General features: G+C 42.7%; 16 protein-coding genes. 2 read left to right on the plus strand and 14 right to left on the minus strand.

Annotated elements, in window-relative coordinates:
- The first annotated feature begins 36 nt into the window (after window positions 1-36).
- The gene (locus AB4114_RS31200) at window positions 37-1,710 is read left to right on the plus strand and encodes a glycosyl hydrolase (protein WP_441991902.1); all 1,674 of its coding nucleotides are present in this window, start codon (window positions 37-39) and stop codon (window positions 1,708-1,710) included.
- Between the two features lie 395 nt (window positions 1,711-2,105).
- On the opposite strand, the gene AB4114_RS31205 is transcribed toward AB4114_RS31200, so the two are convergent.
- Together AB4114_RS31205 and AB4114_RS31210 are read right to left on the minus strand one after the other, a co-directional pair.
- Window positions 2,106-2,285, minus strand: coding sequence for a hypothetical protein (locus AB4114_RS31205; RefSeq protein ID WP_441991903.1), 180 nt, complete (start codon window positions 2,283-2,285; stop codon window positions 2,106-2,108).
- 12 nt (window positions 2,286-2,297) lie between these two features.
- Window positions 2,298-2,960: a hypothetical protein gene (locus AB4114_RS31210; RefSeq protein ID WP_441991904.1), complete on the minus strand. Its 663-nt coding sequence runs from the start codon at window positions 2,958-2,960 to the stop codon at window positions 2,298-2,300.
- 114 nt (window positions 2,961-3,074) lie between these two features.
- Here AB4114_RS31210 and AB4114_RS31215 point away from each other — a divergent pair, with 114 nt between their 5' ends.
- Window positions 3,075-4,190, plus strand: coding sequence for an AbrB family transcriptional regulator (locus AB4114_RS31215; protein ID WP_441991905.1), 1,116 nt, complete (start codon window positions 3,075-3,077; stop codon window positions 4,188-4,190).
- A 21-nt stretch (window positions 4,191-4,211) separates the two neighbouring features.
- Here the strand turns inward: AB4114_RS31215 and AB4114_RS31220 are convergent, their stop codons facing one another.
- The 12 genes from AB4114_RS31220 to AB4114_RS31275 form a co-directional block, all read right to left on the minus strand.
- Complete coding sequence (locus tag AB4114_RS31220; protein WP_441991906.1) at window positions 4,212-4,760, minus strand: GNAT family N-acetyltransferase; 549 nt, start codon at window positions 4,758-4,760, stop codon at window positions 4,212-4,214.
- Window positions 4,750-5,460 (minus strand): aspartate/glutamate racemase family protein, encoded by a 711-nt coding sequence (locus tag AB4114_RS31225; RefSeq protein ID WP_441991907.1) that lies wholly within the window; start codon window positions 5,458-5,460, stop codon window positions 4,750-4,752. Before AB4114_RS31225 ends, AB4114_RS31220 begins: the two co-directional genes overlap by 11 nt.
- A gap of 19 nt (window positions 5,461-5,479) precedes the next feature.
- A complete protein-coding gene (locus AB4114_RS31230; protein WP_441991908.1) occupies window positions 5,480-6,043 on the minus strand; it encodes an MOSC domain-containing protein in 564 nt (187 codons plus the stop codon).
- A gap of 46 nt (window positions 6,044-6,089) precedes the next feature.
- On the minus strand, window positions 6,090-9,473 hold the full coding sequence (locus AB4114_RS31235; RefSeq protein ID WP_441991909.1) for a DUF4132 domain-containing protein: 3,384 nt from the start codon (window positions 9,471-9,473) through the stop codon (window positions 6,090-6,092).
- 80 nt (window positions 9,474-9,553) lie between these two features.
- On the minus strand, window positions 9,554-10,504 hold the full coding sequence (locus tag AB4114_RS31240; protein ID WP_441991910.1) for a methylenetetrahydrofolate reductase: 951 nt from the start codon (window positions 10,502-10,504) through the stop codon (window positions 9,554-9,556).
- 103 nt (window positions 10,505-10,607) lie between these two features.
- A complete protein-coding gene (locus AB4114_RS31245; RefSeq protein ID WP_441991911.1) occupies window positions 10,608-11,372 on the minus strand; it encodes a sugar phosphate isomerase/epimerase family protein in 765 nt (254 codons plus the stop codon).
- A 182-nt stretch (window positions 11,373-11,554) separates the two neighbouring features.
- A complete protein-coding gene (locus AB4114_RS31250; RefSeq protein WP_441991912.1) occupies window positions 11,555-11,923 on the minus strand; it encodes a VOC family protein in 369 nt (122 codons plus the stop codon).
- Between the two features lie 19 nt (window positions 11,924-11,942).
- Window positions 11,943-12,809, minus strand: coding sequence for an MBL fold metallo-hydrolase (locus AB4114_RS31255; RefSeq protein WP_441991913.1), 867 nt, complete (start codon window positions 12,807-12,809; stop codon window positions 11,943-11,945).
- 29 nt (window positions 12,810-12,838) lie between these two features.
- Window positions 12,839-14,086, minus strand: coding sequence for a DUF4153 domain-containing protein (locus AB4114_RS31260; RefSeq protein WP_441991914.1), 1,248 nt, complete (start codon window positions 14,084-14,086; stop codon window positions 12,839-12,841).
- 35 nt (window positions 14,087-14,121) lie between these two features.
- On the minus strand, window positions 14,122-14,343 hold the full coding sequence (locus tag AB4114_RS31265; RefSeq protein ID WP_441991915.1) for a helix-turn-helix domain-containing protein: 222 nt from the start codon (window positions 14,341-14,343) through the stop codon (window positions 14,122-14,124).
- Window positions 14,344-14,353: 10 nt separating this feature from the next.
- On the minus strand, window positions 14,354-14,836 hold the full coding sequence (locus tag AB4114_RS31270) for a DUF2975 domain-containing protein (RefSeq protein ID WP_441991916.1): 483 nt from the start codon (window positions 14,834-14,836) through the stop codon (window positions 14,354-14,356).
- Window positions 14,837-15,014: 178 nt separating this feature from the next.
- Window positions 15,015-16,880, minus strand: a complete 1,866-nt coding sequence (locus tag AB4114_RS31275) for a hypothetical protein (RefSeq protein ID WP_441991917.1) — start codon at window positions 16,878-16,880, stop codon at window positions 15,015-15,017.
- Window positions 16,881-17,180: the final 300 nt, after the last annotated feature.

Here is a 17,180-nt window from a genome sequence, read left to right on the forward strand (position 1 = left end):
CACTAACACCAATCCATTCTAGGAGGAAATTAACGAATGTTGAACACATGGTTGTCCAAATTACTTGCCACAACACTTATTGTGGCTCTGCTCGTTTCCGGTTTACCATCGATAGGTGCACCAACTGCTCATGCTGCAACCCCTGTTAATCCTAATGCAACGCAAGCTGTGCAAGACGTATTGAATTATTTCGATACTGTCCAAACGAATAATCAAATCATCTCAGGACAATACGTACGAGGGCAAAATTATGGCTATTTGGAGACCGATCACCTCTATAATTTAACGGGCAAGTACCCTGCGATGATTGGATACGATCTTTTATACAATGTGACGAACGCTTCCGATCTCAGTAAATGGCGCTCCTTCATTGTCGATCATGCTACGGACTACTGGAAAAAAGGCGGACTTGTTACACTTTCTTGGCATGAGACGAACCCTTTGGATGCCACAGTAGATGATGGCGGATGGAACAGTGTGATCAGCTCCATGTCACAGGCGAATTTCGACTTGCTCACAACCCCTGGTACCACCTTGTATAACAAATGGTTAGCGCATATCGATACGATAGCGGGCTATTTGAAATCCCTTCGGGATCAAGGTGTAGTCGTTCTCTGGCGACCTTATCACGAGATGAACATCGGCTTCTGGTGGGGTGGTAAGTCTGCAGCAAGTTACAAAAAGTTATGGCAAAACATGTACGACCGCTACACTAATTATCACGGCTTGAACAACCTGATTTGGGTGTGGGCTCCGGGTAGGGATGACAATAATGCCGTTAACAGCAATTATTACCCAGGTTCTTCGTATGTAGATCTCGGTGGAGCTGATGTATATACGCAAGCCCGTGGGGATGCGAAGTTTACAAATGCGAACAGTGAGCTGGCTTCTGTCCTAGGCAGTAAGCGTTATGGCTTGTCCGAAGTTGGTTTGCTCCCTTCAGAGACTGCCGTTCAAACGAATTTTGATTACACCTGGTTCCTCACTTGGGCTATCGGTTGGGCGGACAATCTTTTCTACGGATATCCCGGAGCAAATGGACCGGGCAATGACACTTACACCATCACGCAATTTTACAACAATGCCGTAACACTCACGAGAGACGAAGTGCCTGCATTCGGAAGAACGCTCGTTTCGGAAACCATCATTTTCAAAGACGCAATGAACGGATACTCGGCAGCAGGTGTCTCTCCCTCTAACTGGACGACAGTGACCACTGGCGGTACTGTAACCGTGCAGAACGTTCCTACTGTGGGACTCGCCACCGGTCCGGATCGCAGCATGAAAATCAATAAAACAAGCACAACGAATGCGGCCACCGCTCAGAAAACGTTCACTCCACAAACCGGCATCGTGACCTTCAAGGCCACCTTGCGGACAGAGGATGTCAATTGGAAAGACTTCATTGTGTATGATAGTTCGAGCAGAGCAGCCTTGCATGTAGGCCTACAAGGTAATTACTTAAAGGTGTATGATGGTGCAACAACGCTTTCGAGTATTGAACCCATCACCAATGGCACCTGGTATGATATCAAAGTTATCATGAACACCGATACCAAAAAGTTCGACTTATACGTCAATGGCGCGAAAAAAGCCAATCAATTCAGCTTCAAAAATACAGCAGCGTCTGACGTCAGCCGGTTGAAAGTAGGCGTTGCCGCTGATGCAACTGGCGTCTACTATATGGATAATGTTTTTATAAGTAAATAAGAGTGAGGCTAGCTAAGTGCATCGCTGTCTCAGCCCAAAGGCGCCAGATTCTTCCGAGTTAGTCGTTTATTTCGACTATCTACACCGTCTTTTATGGACTATTCCCGCATTGGAGCACGATATCTCTGCACCACGCCAACGTTACGGAACGCAGTTCCCTTTCGCAGCTGCTGCGCTTCCGCTGGAACGTTCACCTCACTAAAAAAGACACCCCTCAGGTGTCTTTTTACATTCGCACACTATTTATTGGCGTGTTCTGCAGGCGAAAAGAAAACTAAAGTAGTTAAGTCTTCCGTAATATTAAAGAATCTATGGTCTTTATGAGCCTCCACGAATAGAACTTCCCCTTTGCTAATTTGTGTAATCGTATCCCCATTTTGAAACGATGCTTCACCCTAGAGGATAAAATAAATCTCATCTTCTGTATGTGGCTTTTGTTTATCCAGCTCACCTTTATTCAATTTATATAAGCCTACACTCATTGACGATACCTTTAGAAATTCATAATACGCATTGTTTTCTACTTCTTTTAACTCATTAAGATGATTTCGCAAATCCATTATTTTAAAATTCAATGTACTATCTCCTTATTCTTTCAGATCACCAACATAATAAGCAAACACTTGATCAATCGGTTTAAAATATAAATGACCATCCTCTTCCCATGCCTGAAAATGCAGATCCATCCGCGAATCGTTCCAATTCTCAGGGGTCCCTTTCGTGCTCAGACGCCCTGTCACAACAGGCTCCTCGATCACTTTGGGAAATTCTTGATAGCCGAATAGAAGGTTCTCATGCATTGCAATTATTTCATACTTTTCCCCGTGGAACGCACGTTCCTCTTGCAGCTGATAATGATAATAGATGTAACTGCTCATCATCTCAGGCTTCAAATGCGCAATCCTCCCCACCCGGGATACCACGGGCTCTTTTCTCAACCAGTGTTCAGCGCTTGCAGGCTCGTTAAAATGAAACACATCAATCATCAAGATCCACTTCCGAGGTTGTGCCTGCCCAGGCCATTCCTTCAAAAAAGGGACAGCAGCTCCAGCCACTTCATCAGGTAACACCTCTCGGCTCATGCACTCATAGTAGAGGAATAGGTTGTCCCGCCAGACGAAGGCCGCAGCTGTCATTAGCTCACCTTGGGCTACCAACAATCGTGCTTGTTTGTCTAGTTCTAGTGCGTTTACACCTACTTCCTTCATCCCTGTTTGCCATTCCGCACGATACATCCTTCTTAAAATCACGATGAATTACCTCGACTTTCCGTGTTGGTTTTAGCCTTAAATGTGACCTATTTGAACGCATAGTAGAACTGTGCTAACATAAGTACAGTTCTGTCAAGGTGGTGAATTGGATCCATGGCAATAAATAAGATTTCCTTAAATAAACCCATGAAGCTGTTCATAGCTCTCATTACTGCCCTGTTAGGTGGTTACTTGTTCCAACTTCTACGTATTCCCATCCCGTGGCTGCTTGGCCCGATGATCGCGGTATTGATTGGTTCCAATGTGTTCAAAGAGCGATATGCATGGCCTACCCCGATTAGAAATGCAGGACTCATCATTGTCGGATACACGATAGGTCTCTCCATGACCGCGACAGCTTTACATGAAATGGCGATTCAACTGCCTTCCATGCTGCTCATGACATTGCTTTTAATGCTACTCTGCGTATTACTTGCCTACGTCATATCCAAGCTATCTCGGATTAACTTCAAAACAGCATTGCTCGGAAGCATACCTGGCGGGCTTACACAAATGGTTATTTTGGCGGAAGAGACAGAGGGTATCAATTTAACTATCGTGACCGTCTTGCAAGTCATTCGCCTTATGATGATCGTTATCAGTGTGCCGTTGCTGGTGTTTAGTCCGATTATGGGTAATCAGCATACCGCCCAAACTCTGATTCAATCGGTAACGACTACGTCTGCAAGCTGGGGTGCCCTAACACCGAATTTCTTCATTTTCGCCGTAGTCAGCATCAGTTGTGCACTTCTAGGTCATAAAATCAAATTTCCAACTGCCTTTTTGCTCGGCCCTGCCTTCAGTACGGCAATCATTCAACTCCTAGGACTTCATGGACCGGCGTTGCCAACAAGTATAATTAACGCAGCACAGATCATGATTGGTATCCAGGTAGGATTAATGCTCAAACCAGCCCAACTCAACCACAAGGTCCAGATCATTTCGCTTGCAATTGGCAGTAGTCTAGTCCTTCTTCTAGGCTCATTTGGACTCAGTTTTATTTTTATGCAGCTGCATGCCATCTCCAAATCAACGGCTTTACTTAGTCTCGCACCAGGCGGAATGGACCAGATGGGGATCATCGCTCACGAGATTAATGCTAATTTATCCGTGGTTGTTGGCTATCAGTTATTTCGCACTTTTTTCATCTTCTTTGCGGTACCACCACTATTACGTATGCTATTCAAATATAGCGCAACCAAAAAGATTATTAGAAATAGCCCCTCCTAATCAAGGAGTGGGCTATTCTCATTACCCTTTTACACGATAGGCTTTCTCATGATACTCAGTAATATAATCGAACAATTGTCTCCCGTCATGCTGTTCGAACGACCCAAAGCTCATATACATAGCCCGATAGGTTTCAGGGACCCAAATGTAGGAGTGCACATAATCGGTCAAATGAAATCCGGCTTTTTCCCAGAATCGAATTCGATCCGCATTTTCATTGGAAGGTTCCGCCTCGACCTCAATGACGATGCCCAGACAGCCTGCTTCGTTCTCTGCCCAATTTCGAATGTCACGCATACATGCCAAACCTACACCATGACCTCGCTGCTCTTGGCGAACCGCAATATAATCGATAATAAGAATTCGTGCTTTGATATTCAAAGCGGTAAGCGCCATTGCAACCACATCTTCATCAAGGCTCCACGTGTGCAGCATACAGATCCCTCTTTCGAACATGCTTCGAATGAGTGTACGATTTTTTCTACCATGTTCAGGAAAGGCTTCATTGTATACGTGCTCCGCTTTCTCCCAAAGCGCTTCATCCCACCGTGTCGTTATCTCATAAATCATGTTCAACATCCCTTAATGCAAAATCAACCGCATATTCAGCATGAATTTTCGTTGTATCGAACAATGGAACCGACGCATCCTGTTGAGCTATTAAAAGCGTAATTTCCGTACAGCCCAAAATAACTGCTTCTGCCCCTTCATTGACTAAATCTCGGATGATCTCTATATAGGATTGCTTGGAATCCTCCTTTATCGTTCCGAGACATAACTCTTCGTAGATAATATCATGAACAATTTTCCTTGCGGCTGCAGGAGGGACGAGTACTTCAAGATCATATTTCTCAACAAGTCTGCCTTTGTAGAAATCTTGTTCCATCGTAAAGGCTGTGCCGAGTAAAGCAACTTTCTTAATGCCAGCTTTTACGATCTCCATGGCAGTTGCATCCGCAATATGAAGCAACGGGATGGATACGGCGTCTTCAACTTCTTTGGCCATCTTGTGCATCGTATTCGTACAAATGACGATACAATCCGAACCGGCAGATGCCAGTTTTTGAGCGGAATCGATCATGACGCTTGTCGCTTCTTCCCATTTACCCTCATGCTGAAGCGTCTTAATCTCATGAAAATCCACCGAATACATGAGGCTTTTGGCCGAATGATGCCCACCTAATTTTTCCTTTACCCGCTGATTGATGATTTGGTAATAGAGCAAAGAGGATTCCCAACTCATACCACCAATTAATCCAATTGTTTTCATCCCGATTTCCTTTCATTCTCTATACTCGTTCGAGCGGACGATAGGGCTCCACAGGTAAGATAACGCGGATTTCATCACCAACTCGAACGTCTCCACCAGATAACACGATCCCCATCACTCCGGCCTTTCGGACGAGGTTGCCATTTGCATCATGATCCAATACGGCTTGCAACAACCCTGACTGGAAATGATCAATTTGCGCACATGGATTGCGGAGTCCAGTAATTTCAATGACAGCATCCACACCGATGGTTAGCTTTGTTCCGGTTGGTAATCCAAGTAAATCTATGCCACATGTTGTAATGTTTTCACCCAATTGACCGGGCTCTACGTGAAAACCTGAAACTTCTAACTCGTCGAATAACTCCGAATGAATGAGGTGAACCTGGCGAAGATTTGGTTGATCCGGATTTTGCGCAACACGTGAGCGATGCTTCACTGTTGTTCCCATGTGTGCATCGCCTTCCACGCCTAGTCCAGCCAGTAGCTTAATGCCCTCGAAAGTCTGTTTACTAAAAGAATGTGTTGCGTAACGGCTGGTCGACAGAACTTCTCCAATTTGAGATTCATGGTTTATGGCCATTTCTAACTCATCCTCTCCGATTTGAAAAACTCTTTTCAACCCTATTTTACTTCCAATCTTCCACAAAGCCAACTCGTGCTGACAACGCTTGATCTACTTCATACAAAATTTCGCTATAAAAATGATTTGGAATATCCGATGGGCGTATCAGATCTTCCGCCTGAATGTCACTGTAAATGTAAGGGCCTCTCTTCACTTTACCAGCTATATAAAAGACTAGATCATATACCGTCACAGTTTCATCCTCATACCCTACCGAAGTTCCACTAAAAGATAATTTCACGCCAACCCCAAAGTGTTCATTCTCTTTGAAAAATTCATCATAACCTCCCMCATCGACGATGGAACCGCGTTGCCAACCAGCCTTTGTTAACTTCCCTAGTAACGAGAATCCATTTACTTGCACGCCACCGAAGTCCTCAACACGAAGGGAATCGTTATGCTCAGGAATAAAAACTTTTCGATTCAATTGTTCGATAGGTTGAGTAATCTCAAGCTTTTCCAACTGCTCTCTCCATAATTCAAGGGAAGCTTGAATCAATTCTAGCGGGTGAATAAGTCGAATATAGCTATTCTCTTCCAGAACAACTACACGATGATCCGCAGAAATATAACTCCCATCATCCAGATAAAGGAAGGATTTCTGCAATTCTTTCCCCTCCGTATACGTCCCCCAAATTAAAGAGCGTGCAAAGAAATGTAAGATGGCATTCTCTATAAAAAGCGATTCCCACGCTTGCTTCGTCCAATACCGCCGCGTAGACATTGCTTGTTCTAAGCGGATTGCGATGGAATCCTTAACAAGCTTCAGCTCTTTCTTCAACTGTTTGAATTCATCCATTGCTAATTTAATTTGCGTTACATCCTCATGTTTCCTTGGAGTCGGCAATGATTTGTAGGTTTTGCCTTCTGCATCCTCAATTCGGATTTCCAACTTTTTCGTAAGTATCAGCTTCAGCTCTGAATCGCCAAATTGGAGTACTTGCTGACCAGTCGAATTGAAACCTAGATTAGAAATGATGCGGTCGGCAAGTTCCTCTGGGTCGATATCAAGTTCTTTAGAAGCTTTAGCTAAAGCTTCCTGAGCTGTTTTCTTTAATTGCTTAAACTTGCTCTTCCTAGCCAATTGATCAACAATAAGTAAGCCAGAATTCTTCTTTGAAAGCACTAATGCTTTCACTGTGTCTGCCGCTAGAGCTATTCTCGACTCTAATGGCCACTTCAGAATACAAGAGTGAAGTTGGTTAATCGATCGCTCATCGCCAAACATGGTCGCAAAAGCCATAATCCATTTCTTTTGAACATCGGCACCTGATTCTAGCCAGTGCTGTAATAGAGACCAAGCAACTTGAGAAAGGTCCTCCGGTTCCAAATGTTCTGCCACCGACCGAGCTTCCCAATTCATAACGATCTCATTCTGAATTGCATACGTATAGAACAAATATTGGCTAATGACAGGTTCAATAATGTGTTGATTCTCTTTTAATCGGATAAGCGGTAATTCATCAAATGGAATCCAGTCAAGTTGTTGAAGCTTAGCATGTACGAGTTTGGCCCTGCAATAGGATGAGATATGGTCTTGGCTAATCGGTTCTTGATGTGTGATCTCCGGCTTTTCTTTTAAAATATTTAGAATAAGCATTTTGATTTTTTCATTTTTTTCTGAGTGTAGCAATAGCTCGAGCTCTATATGGGAAGGCTCATCATTCCAGCTGTTCAAGAGTTGCACCGCTGACTCTCTTATTGCAGGCTTCTTATGAATAAGATATGGTTTCACAAAAGGTAAAGCTCCAGGATATTCCCTAAGCAAATTGATAGTGGTATCCCTTACCACTTTATTATCATCCTTCAGATACGTGGAAATGAGAGGTATGTACTTTTCATTATTGGATTGGTAAAGCTCTTCGAGAAGAAACTTCTTCGTATATTTATTATCCTCCGAGTCCTGAAGAAGGGCTACTATGACTTCCCCTTGATCCCGTATATAAGATTTCAAATACTGATATCCGGTCTGGTTGAAAGCCTCATCATCCGACGGATATTTCGCATAAGATTTCGTAACAATCATTGGGAGCAATACGTTGCTATCACCTCCAGCGTTGGTGATTCGATCCATAAGCTCTTTCACGGTGAATCCTTTATCTGACAGCCAACTGCCCATGATCCATAGCGTTTCCTTATCGGCGTAGGCCAAGAAACACAATCCCCTGTCAAACATCTCTGAATGGTTGCGTAGATCTTTCAAATCAAGCAGTCTACGATAGTTAGACCCTGTTGAAGTCTCATGCAGATGATGTAAGTATCGTTCAACCTCACTAAATGGGTTCTCTCCTCGAAAGTAGGCATGTAATTGAGGATCATTCGGAATTAAGCTTTCMAAATAACTTGCAAATTCCTGAAGCGCTTCGCTTAAGTAAGGCTTCTCCTCATCTTTTTCCCAGACGATACGGCACAAATGAATGGTTTTCAAACCATGTGACATCTCAATTGCTTTCCGGAAGCTCTCCGGTCGATCAGCGAATTCTTCTCTCAAGAGATCATCATAAGACCCATCACGACTTCCAAGACCAGGCTCAGCAAGATTGATGAGATAGTGCTCACGAAGAGCTCCAAACTCTTCCAACATACCAGGGATTTTACGTAATTCCTTTTCACGATTATGGTAAAAAGCTATTCTGTAATTCGTTACAAAAGCATTCGGATCCTCATTAATCAGCTTTTTCAAGTATTCCGATGCTATACGACTGTGCTGCTTTACTGAAACAGCCAAATAAACACAATTTCTCAGCTGCTTTCTCTTATTGTCTGTATCCAAATGATCAACCGAGGCAAGTTGGTAAAAATGTTTTTCAAACCATGTTAATGCTTCATAATCTTCACCGTTATGCTTGGTTAACAATGCAGCGATATATGGCTGCACAGCAACATCTTGGTCCGGATACAACTTGTGCAATAGTTCAGGCTCGCTTTGCGCCATTAATTCCACAAATTCCAAGGCATACGACTCTGGATTTCCTCGATAATCGACAAATTTGCTCTTCGCTAGCATCCACTCCCAAACGATGGTGTATGGGACTTTGTATTGGGTGACAAGACGTAAACATCCTCTTCGCCACAATGCATCTTCCATATTGAAATCGGAGCTAGTTTCTAGAAAACTGTCCTTACCTATGTGTATGAAAAGTGATAAATATCTTCCGATCCTATCGGAGTCATCTTTCTTTTTCCTCAACGTTGATAGCAATGCCCATGTTTTGCGACGCTGTTCACGTTGCACTAATTTGAAATCTTTAGGCGCTACGTTTACGATCAATTCATCTTCCAAGATGTTACCTTCGATATAGGCCAAGCCTGTTAGAATTTCGCTTTCAGTAAAACCACATGCTTGTAAAACCTCTGTCATTTCGTTCACATAACTTTGTATGATCAATGAGATTCCCCTTTAGTTAGCTACAATGAAAAACAAGGAGCAACTGCTAACGCAGATTTGCTCCTTCTTCTGACGTACACTCAAAAAACAAACGATGATCTCATTTTCTTCGCCATCATAGCTTTGATCTCATGCACCAATTGAATCGAAGCTTCGATTTCAACTTTTCGCGTGGAGACACTTTCGACACTGCACCCGATCGGAATCCCTTTTTCCAGGCCGAATTCGAAAATTTCTTCAAATATTTGTAGGGAAACCGATACGGATTTATCCAAGACATCCTGCGAATACTTCAAATCATTTTCCAACCATTTCGGAATGGAGATACCAAGCCATTTCATAAATTCAAGCGTCTTCGTCGAGCCGCACGGCGCAATATTCATGAGGATCGGCACCATGTCGAGCTTATTTTCTTTACAATGATAATAATAATCCGATAAGAAGTTCTTCGACGCTTCAACGTTATAGGTCGCTTGGGAAATGAAAAACCGACTGCCACTCGCTATTTTATTGATCATTCTGAGATGTTCGTCATCTTTTTTCATGTGTCTTTCAGGGATGACAACGGCCCCTAAAGTTAGTTTGTCATTCAGCTTTCTGCTTAACGCATACGCTTCTGGCAGACCCATTTGAACCTCTTGTTTACTGGAGGATGCCCCCACAAATACGGAGAATCGCTCCTCATCAAGATCAGCTTGAATCCATTCCGCCAGCTGTTCCTCTGTGTATTTCCCCACACATCGATAAATAATTTTCGGGACATTTAAATTGCTCAAATACGTCTTGCTGTACGTAGTCGGGTCAACCGTCTGTAAATAAGGAAAAGGACGATCTTGATCGATACGATCACTTTCTTCCTGAACATCATAGAGAATTAAGCCATCTATTTGAAGTTTCTGAAGTCGCTCACATTGTTTGTGTGAAATTTCAGCCATTTTCTCTAGCGAATGTGTTTCCTTAGGAGGTGTCATACCGTAAGTAATGATACCTGGTTCTCTTCTAAGAATTTTATCTTTTAACAACTGCGTCACAACCTTATCTGCCTAATTCCCGAAAAATGAAATCATAGTTAATTACTCGGTATTATATATTTCGACCCCTCTTGGCTAAATCCTTTTCAATTCGATAGGAACTCTACATGAACTTCTCTCTCATAAAAGCCAAACTTGCCGCGAATTCTTTCTCAGGATCATGAACGGTACACTCCGCTGAAATCATCCCCGCATAGCCAGATGCTTTCAATGCCGCCGCGAATTGATCATAGGGATATTGACCTGTGCCAGGTGACAACCGATCCGTATCCGCAAGATGAATATGCTGAAGCCAATCCTTATTTTCAATCAGGGTGGAAATCGGATCTTGCTCCTCATCCATATGATAGAAATCGGCCAAAACTCGAATCGTTGGAAGATTCACCTGCTTGGCCAACATCACTGCCTCCGAAACCGTGTTAATGATATTGGATTCCTTACGATTCAAGGGCTCAATGGCTAGCGTAACACCTGTTCCTTCGAACTCATCTCCGATTCGTGCGAGTAGCTGAAGAAGCTGTTGCTCTGCGCGATTACGTTCCCAACCCTCCGGAAAATGACGTGCTTTTCCACTGCCGAGAACAGCCGTTTTGGCCCCGATTTTATTTAAAGCGCTTGCAGCTTTATGCACATAACGTCGGATTCTTTCCTCATCGGCCTCTGGACCGACTACTTTCAAGTCTCCTGGGAAAAATATACTAAATGCCTGTACGGGAAGCGGACTGTTCAAATACATGGGAAGCTTGGCGGCGAAATCTGCCTCATCCTCTACATTTAATGCTACGAGCGCGCATTCGATATAATCAAAGCCCAATCGCCCAAGTCTCTCCGCTTCTTGAATCCCATTGCACCATCCAAATGTGTACATGTACATTCCTCCCTAACGGCGTATAAGTTCATTTCTCCCTATTTAATATACCAAGAAATAACGACGAAGTGGATCATTTATTTATACAAAAGTATGATCTATTTTAAGAAAATCACCTTACGAAACACAAAAAGGAACTGCCATAAGGCAGCCCTTTAATAAAGATCAATAATATTTACGACTTATCGTGCACTCGAATCCGATTGTGAGATCCCCACAATGGTTCCACTTGGATCAGTAAAATAAGCAAGGTAGCCCATTCCTGGCATACTCATTTTCGGAACAACAATAGTCCCGCCATTTAATGTTAGAGATTCTATATATTCATCGATCGAAGTTACTTCAATTGAATTGATAGTTCGCGTCGTACCATCAGGAGATTTCATTAATCCCCCGTCAATGCCAGGATCTCCACTATTCCCCGTTTTAATAAACCAATAGTCTTGTGGTCCTGGAAACTTCGTGAATTCCCAATTAAACGTTCGTGTATAGAACTCGATGAGTTGATTGGGTTCATCTGCTTGGATTTCAAACCGTAATATTCTGCTCATTTTGTCTCATCCTTTTATCTTATTTAAAATAAATAAATCGCTCTCCCGCGGACATCATATGGGACTTCTGCGMAGGATACGTGTGGAACAAATAATCAACGAAGTAGGTCGGATTATCACGATTATTGGAAAACATATCAAAGTGGATAGGGATTAGTAGATCCGACCCAATCTCAACGCCGAAATCTGCCGCTTCACGGAAGTTCATATTGCCTACAATTCCTCTGGAAGTACGTGCATAATCGCCTCCATTAATCGGCAGAAGTGTTACATGAGGCTGAAATTTCTTGGCATGCTCAATCAACTCTGGTGTGACAACCGTGTCTCCTGTATGGAAGATTCTCACTCCGTTGATTTCGATAAAATAACCCAAATAGTACTGATTCCCATCCTGATCTGTCTCATACGCTGTGTGCGCTCCCGCTACAGGGGTAATGGTTACGCCTTGTCGAGAAATCACCAGCTCTTGCTTGGCAGCAATGATTCGGCTTGCATCCACGTCAACTTCATGCAGTAAATTCACATGTGAGGCTGGTGCCACGAATGTCGTCCCTGGATGAGCCTCAGAAACACCCTTGATCGTAGTTAAATCCATATGATCATTATGGAAATGCGTGAGCAATACGATGTTTACATCTAGCTCCTGAGGCGTAAGCGGCGGTGGAATTTCCCTTTTAAATTCCGTATCAGGATTTTCCAATTCAATTGAATAACTTAGATAGGGATCAATACAAATAACTTCGTCTGAACTGCCGCCTTTAATCAACGCCCCAGCTTGACCCAAACTCCAGATCGCTACCCCATCCACAGGGACATTCGTACGTTGAATTTCCTTCAACAGCGATTCACCAGCATTGTAAATAGGTCTTAAACGTTCTCTTCCCATGTCGGTTACACTCCATTGGCATGTCTATTTTATTTGAAAATGAAAGGAAACGTAAATGCAACAAAAGCAGCCCAAAACCCATAGACTGGCAAATACTTCGTAACAGCGTCTTGGATGTTAGAAGGTCCTGTTTTATTTCGTAAGAAAAGCAGATATGAAACCATAATCCAAATAAGATTAGCCCAAATCAAAATATTGACACCTAGAACAGCAATCCGGTTTGGCGTAATCCCATAAGAGGAAAGCCTGAACACAATGGCTGATACGGCCACGCTATCAATTATAAGTGCAAGCACAAGTAAAGCAAAGTTTAAATAATCTGAAATATTCTTTTTCTCATCTGAACCGCTTTCTGTAATGGAGAAAATGGTAACAGCTAGTACACAAAGCAGAATGCCGTTAAAGGAAAGAAGGAAATCCCGATCCAAGAACGGATTTTTCCCTACCATCATAACCGTTATGAGATAGACCAATAAGGTTACCAACACAAGTGGACTGAAAATTTTGGCGATATAAGGCGCGATATTTTTGGCAAGTTTAAGATTACGAGAAACGAGATAGGTCGCCACAATGGATAGCGCAACAGCTCCAAATAACACGACATTTTTAAAATAAAAATCAGCAATATCCATGCCCACAAATCTAAATAGCTGCATAGTTAAACCTGTTAATAATACACCACTTATGGCCATAGTCGCGTAAAGTATGCCAAGTTCACCATTAAATTTCAGATAGGCTAATCGAATGCTGCCCCGTTTATATTCATTTCCTGTAAAAGCTAACCCCACTAATACCCATAGGAATATGGGTAGATGAATATAAGATAACAGGATGCTGTCATTCTGCTCGAGTGGCAGTATATTCACATAAACGACAGAGACAAGAAACAACCCTGCAAGTGTATAAATAATATTTCTCCGTGGGGGATTGTTACAAACAAAGTAGGCCGCAATACATGGTAGCACACCAAAAGCAAGATTAATTGGAGCTATTGTCTCTTGTTCGACAAAATGGAAAATGATCCGTGTGATAATCCMTGCCAGTATCGCCAAAATGCCCATGATAAAGAAGTCCTTTTGAAACAAGGACGCCTTTTCTGTATGTACATCTTCTTTGAAGTGCAATCTCTCATACCAAGTGGCAAGCACCTGCGAATTCGGGTATTGTTCCCAGGCGTAGGCGAATGTTTTCCTGAACGCTTCAGGTTCTTTTCGAAACATACGCTCAAGCTCGTGGGGGTTACCTATATGTTCAATGATCATATTGTTACTTTCCACAAGAATCCCTCCTCCACGTTTATGACCCAAACGTATTAGTCTAGCGTTCCTTCGTCACTTTTGAATTCTAAGATATCACCAGGCTGACAATCCAAAGCCTTGCATATCGCTTCCAAAGTGGAAATTCGAATCGCTTTTGCCTTACCATTTTTCAAAATAGACAGATTAGCTAGCGTAATGCCAACCCTTTCCGAAAGTTCAGTCACGCTCATTTTCCTTTTAGCCAGCATCACATCAATATTGATTATTATCGCCATTTCATTCACCTCAGACTATGAAGTCATTTTCTGATTTGATATCGATCGCTTCTTGCAAAAGCCTTTGAAGAACAGCGGCGAAAACAGCAATTACACTGGAAGCAAATATAAAGCTCAATCCAATAACGATGAGACCAGGGGCGTCGTCTCTTTCCGCAATGAGATAAAAGAGCGGCAAGCCAAGCACATATAAGATACTGATTGTGTTTGCATAGTATTTGATATTTTTCAATGCTTTTACAGATAATTCTGAGAAGGCAACGTTCTTATCGATATAACTTAACAGCTTGAAAGCCTGATATAAGGCAAAGTAAAAGGGTATCGCCGTTGCATAGATATCAAGGTAAAAGAGATATTGCAGATAAGTCTTTCCTGGATATAACTCTACGGCATATCTCCCAAACTCCGGCACCACGAATATGCACAGTGCAAGTACAGGGAGGCCAATAAGTATGACTGCGATTTTCAAAAATAATGTTGATCCTTGTTTCACCTAAAGCACCTCTTTTCATAATTATTGATTTGAATTTACCACATTATTTATCGTTTTACAATAAAACATTATTGAATTTTAGCATTTTGTTATTGTTTTATTACTTTTTTTAAAAATGGAAAAAGAGTGCCCCCGCCATATACTTGGCTTTAGAGGCACTCTCGTATCCAATTATCTTCTATTCCATGACATGGATAGACAACAGCTTGCCATCTACCTTAGATTCCTTGAACGTTATCGGTATAACGCCATCAGGGAACGGTACCTCAAGATGGTAAACACCTACCTTATCCTCCTTGTTGTCAGATGTCTCTGTGACTTCATACCCCCCTTGCATGCCTGCCTTAGACAGCAGCTCTAGGAAATTAGGCAAGCTTGCATCTTGATATCGATGATGTAAGTTATCCGTCCACGTCTGGATATCCCATTCAGGTGCTTTCACGTCTACGCCGAACTTCCGCATCGACTCAAGCAGATTAACGACTGTACGTCCATCACCTTCCTGCATAGCAGAAGCAAGTGCAAGGTAAGCTCGGTTAAACATTGCAGTGTCATTCAATTGGTTTTTGGCAGCCAGTAAGTTGAACATGTGATCGGTACGTTGATCCGCGGTGAACCAATACGTGTGGAAATCCATTGGATTCACTGGACTTGTTCCTGTGATCACATATTTCCCGTCATCCGAAACACGGAATACAGGCGAAATATCGAAGCGTGTTGGGTATTGTATAACAAAAATTTGACTGCCATCTCCACTGACCATGATTTGTACGGATAATGGCTCACGCGGCTCCACGTCACCTGGCAGAATCGAAGATGAGCCTCTCAAACTAGAATAATAAACATGGCCATCCATAGTGGTTTCTTTGACCAGCCGATACATCAACTGGCTCTTGTGCATGATTGGTTTCACGTCGATTCGAGTTGAGTTCCCTTGTGCTGTGCGAATATTCTCATCCATCTGCCACGTGATCTCTGCTATGCCTCGCAATTCGTCCGGCTTACGATCGCCTATTAAATCTGGAAGCTTGATTGCCATCCTATAATCGGCTGACTGCCACAAATACGCTGTATATCTCGTCTTGGACGCATAGTATACGTCGGAGAAACTTGTCAGATACGAGATACCCTCGATCTGTTTTTTACTACCGAAGTCGAACATCTTTAAGTGCTTTCCAGAAGCAGTACATATTCCTGTGAAGAGTAACGCTGGAATTAGCAGCACAATTACAACGTTGACCAAGCCGCGAGTTCGAATTTCATCAATCGGCTGAATTGTACTCTGCTGGTCAGGGGTAATCCTAAGCTTCTCCACTAGTATTTGCATAAGCTTACCGATCAAGAAAGTTCCCACACATGCGTATGCAAGTAACGGTACTGCGTATCCCCACGGTGGTGTTAGTGAACGGAACAAACTCACAATTAGTGTGCAAATCATCGCAAGCAACGCGAGTGGCAGCATGGCACCAAAATTTCTCCTAAACGTACCCGTAGCCTTCGCCAATGCAGTACTAAAGCTGATATTTTCGAGAACGATTAAATATGGCGTGAGTGAATAACACATTAAAACAATGATCAAGATGATGCCAATTGGAAAAAAAGCAGCTGCGAAGAAGATCATCGCCGCGCCAGTCACGAATTGAAAAATCGTCCATGCGATCATATCGCCGAAATATTTGCGCCCACTTGCGAATAGTGGGACTTTCTCCTKGTTCAGCACCCATCCTTTCAGACCGCCTAGGTACATACCTCGTATAAAACTTTGTATGCCCATTAAGGCTGCAGAGACTAAGAATGCTGCTACTCCCCAAGCTGGAGTGGCTCCCCTTAGCAGCGAATATGGAACTTTCAAATCAGCAAGTGAAGGCATATACAAAGGAATCGTTGCGTTAAAACCAGCTGACTGAACAGCAGCCCCTGATGGAGTTAACGTTGTCAGCGTATACGGATAGATCGAAAATCCAAAGTAAATGCCGAAACTGACTGCCATTGTTATCGTAACTTCAACGAACAGCACTAAAACAATCAAACGAATATAGGCCATTTTTACCTCCTTCGATAAACAGATTCCATGATGTGTGGTTAACCCTTCCATTATTTGACTCATTTGGTGAGTGATTGTTTCGACTTATTGCACTTAAATTTATATGCTGTTGATGGGTTTTGTAGGTTTGGAGGGGCTCCGCTTATGAAGTTTGTAATAACTGGAAAATGTACATCTATTTTCGAGGAATTTTCCTGAATTCTTGATTTAACTGTAAAACATGTTGTTAAAACTGCCACTTTTGTTCAGTTCGAGTAAAATGGTTATAATTAACTACGTGTTTTCCATCTATTCTACGTT

The organism is Paenibacillus sp. 2RAB27, from assembly GCF_052115445.1.
Lineage (GTDB): Bacteria > Bacillota > Bacilli > Paenibacillales > NBRC-103111 > Paenibacillus_E.

Excerpts from the sequence above, each read along its gene's own strand:
- AB4114_RS31225 (WP_441991907.1), bottom strand. The coding sequence starts at position 5,460 with ATGAAAACAATTGGATTAATTGGTGGTATGAGTTGGGAATCCTCTTTG.
- AB4114_RS31220 (WP_441991906.1), bottom strand. The coding sequence starts at position 4,760 with ATGATTTATGAGATAACGACACGGTGGGATGAAGCGCTTTGGGAGAAA.
- AB4114_RS31250 (WP_441991912.1), bottom strand. The coding sequence starts at position 11,923 with ATGAGCAGAATATTACGGTTTGAAATCCAAGCAGATGAACCCAATCAA.
- AB4114_RS31265 (WP_441991915.1), bottom strand. The coding sequence starts at position 14,343 with ATGGCGATAATAATCAATATTGATGTGATGCTGGCTAAAAGGAAAATG.
- AB4114_RS31215 (WP_441991905.1), top strand. The coding sequence starts at position 3,075 with ATGGCAATAAATAAGATTTCCTTAAATAAACCCATGAAGCTGTTCATA.
- AB4114_RS31245 (WP_441991911.1), bottom strand. The coding sequence starts at position 11,372 with ATGTACACATTTGGATGGTGCAATGGGATTCAAGAAGCGGAGAGACTT.
- AB4114_RS31230 (WP_441991908.1), bottom strand. The coding sequence starts at position 6,043 with ATGGCCATAAACCATGAATCTCAAATTGGAGAAGTTCTGTCGACCAGC.
- AB4114_RS31200 (WP_441991902.1), top strand. The coding sequence starts at position 37 with ATGTTGAACACATGGTTGTCCAAATTACTTGCCACAACACTTATTGTG.